The 2,159-nt window shown below is 43.4% G+C and carries 1 protein-coding gene; it reads right to left on the bottom strand.

Annotated elements, in window-relative coordinates:
- Positions 1-2,093: VirB4-like conjugal transfer ATPase, CD1110 family (locus H8S17_RS17375; RefSeq protein ID WP_186867879.1), on the bottom strand; the 2,093-nt coding region annotated here is incomplete at its 3' end.
- Positions 2,094-2,159: the final 66 nt, after the last annotated feature.

Here is a 2,159-nt window from a genome sequence, read left to right as displayed (position 1 = left end):
AGGTGGAACTCATCACAGTAATAACGGGTAGCAATCTTTCGCTCCCTGTTCTGCGATACCCTGTTCCAAACCGCATCCTGCACGATTAACATACCCAGCTCTTTCAACTGGTTTCCCAAATCTCTGATGTCAAAGCACATGATACGATTGCCGCTGTCTACGTTGGTATGGTGGTTGAAGTAATTCTGGGAACCATGCACATACAGCACAAGGCTGTTTGCGATACGCTCCGCCTTTGGATTTTTGTGTGCTAACAGGGCATCATATAAATCTTCCAGCAGCGGCATATTTTCCGGCACCGGATTTTCAAAATACTTGTCATAAATATGACGGATACATTCGTCGATGATACCTTTCTCATCGTTCTCCAGACCGTCCTTGCCACCTGCGATCAGGTCACATAATGTTATGATAAAATCAGATTTCAGTTTTAATGCTTCCTTATCCCCCTTATGGCTCAATTGAATATCCATAGGGTTCAGATAGTCTTTGGAATTGGTGGCAAGTTTTACCACCTGTCCATGTAGTGCCGCCACCAACGCAAAATACTCTCCCTCCGGATCGCAGATGATAATATCGTCCTTTGTGATAAGAAAACAGCTTAAAATCTCACGCTTTGCACTAAAACTCTTACCACTTCCGGGAGTACCTAAGATAACTCCGTTTGGTGTACGGAGCCTTTTTCTGTCTGCCATAATCATGTTGTTGCTAAGTGCATTTAATCCGTAATAGATTGCCGGAGCAGGCATAAATAACTCCTGTGTGCAGAATGGTACTAAGATTGCGGTGCTTTTTGTGGAAAGGGTACGCTCAATGCCAGTCTCATTGCATCCAATCGGTGCAGATGCCATAAGTCCCTGTTCCTGCAAATACTGTAAACATCTGAGGTCACAGTTTGCCTGCTGAATGATACCGGACACCCTCTGCATTAAGCTCTCCAGTTCCCGCTTGGTTCTGCCATAACAGGTAATAAGGAATGTCATGTTGATCATCTTCTGGTTGCTCGTATTCAAATCATCGAGAAATTCCAGCGTGTCCTTTTCATAAGTCACGATGTCTGTTGGAAGAATATCCATATCGTAGCCGCTTCGGACTGCCTTTTTCTGTTCCTCAATCTTCATTTTCTGGATATTGGAAATAACCGCTTTTAACTTCTTGATTGCCTTTACCGGATCTTCCGTCTGCATATGCATGGAAATCGTAAGATTAGCATCAATATCCAGAAGATGCTTGATCAGCTCGTCCGTAAACTTCGGTGCGATAATATCCAGATAGGACACACAGCCATACATATTCCCTGACTTAAAGCGGTTCGGATAGCGGAAATCAAATCCCGGCGGTGCAATATAGTCCTTGACCGACTTACCGGATTCTGCCAAATCCTTAAATGAAAAACGGAAAGGTTCCATGGTATCCTGATTAAAATATTCATGCAGGATGCGCAGTCTTTCCTTTCCGTCCAGTCCCCTCGCAAGGGTTCCTATGTTGTTTAAGTTCCGTATGACATCTTTTTCAATGTTGTTAAGGCGGCTCTTGGCTTCCTTGTAGCCATTGCTCTCCACACCAAAAATCAGATATTTTGATTTGATGATGCCATTGTTTCCCTTTGCCGCCTGCTTCTTTAACATCTCCGTGTATTCCTCACGGATGTCGTTAAAATCATCCTCCTGCCACGGAATGTCAAACTGTTCTGTAAGCATCTGTTCGTTGACCTGCCTGTTGAAAAGCACCAGTTCAAACCTCACAGACGGATCAAAATAATTGATGAGCTTGCTGTACTGTGCCAGTATGTCCGCCTGCTCGTCCACTTCCAGAAGCGAATAGTTTATATCAAAAAATTCCACCATCTTTGTATAATAACGGTGGCTGACCTGACAGATACCGTCACGGAACATCTTTTCAAAAGTAATCGTCTTTTGTGCGGTAGTCGGCTTTTCTTTCTCATTGCTCTTTCCCGATAAAATATGTTTCAACTGTATAAGACGCTTCTTCTCTGAAAAGGTAAGTCCACCGCTTTTGCTGTTATTCCTGCTATTGCCCTTATAACTGCTTTTTCTGCGGCTTTCCGGTTCTGCCTTTTGCTTTTTCTTCAAGATAACGAACCTCCCTTCGTAATTTTTCTTTTTCTTCCAACTGCTTGTATAAGTTCTCTGACCGGT

This window comes from Roseburia zhanii (genome assembly GCF_014287635.1).
GTDB classification, from domain to species: Bacteria; Bacillota; Clostridia; order Lachnospirales; family Lachnospiraceae; genus Roseburia_B; species Roseburia_B zhanii.
This window is presented reverse-complemented; position numbering and strand designations above follow the sequence as displayed.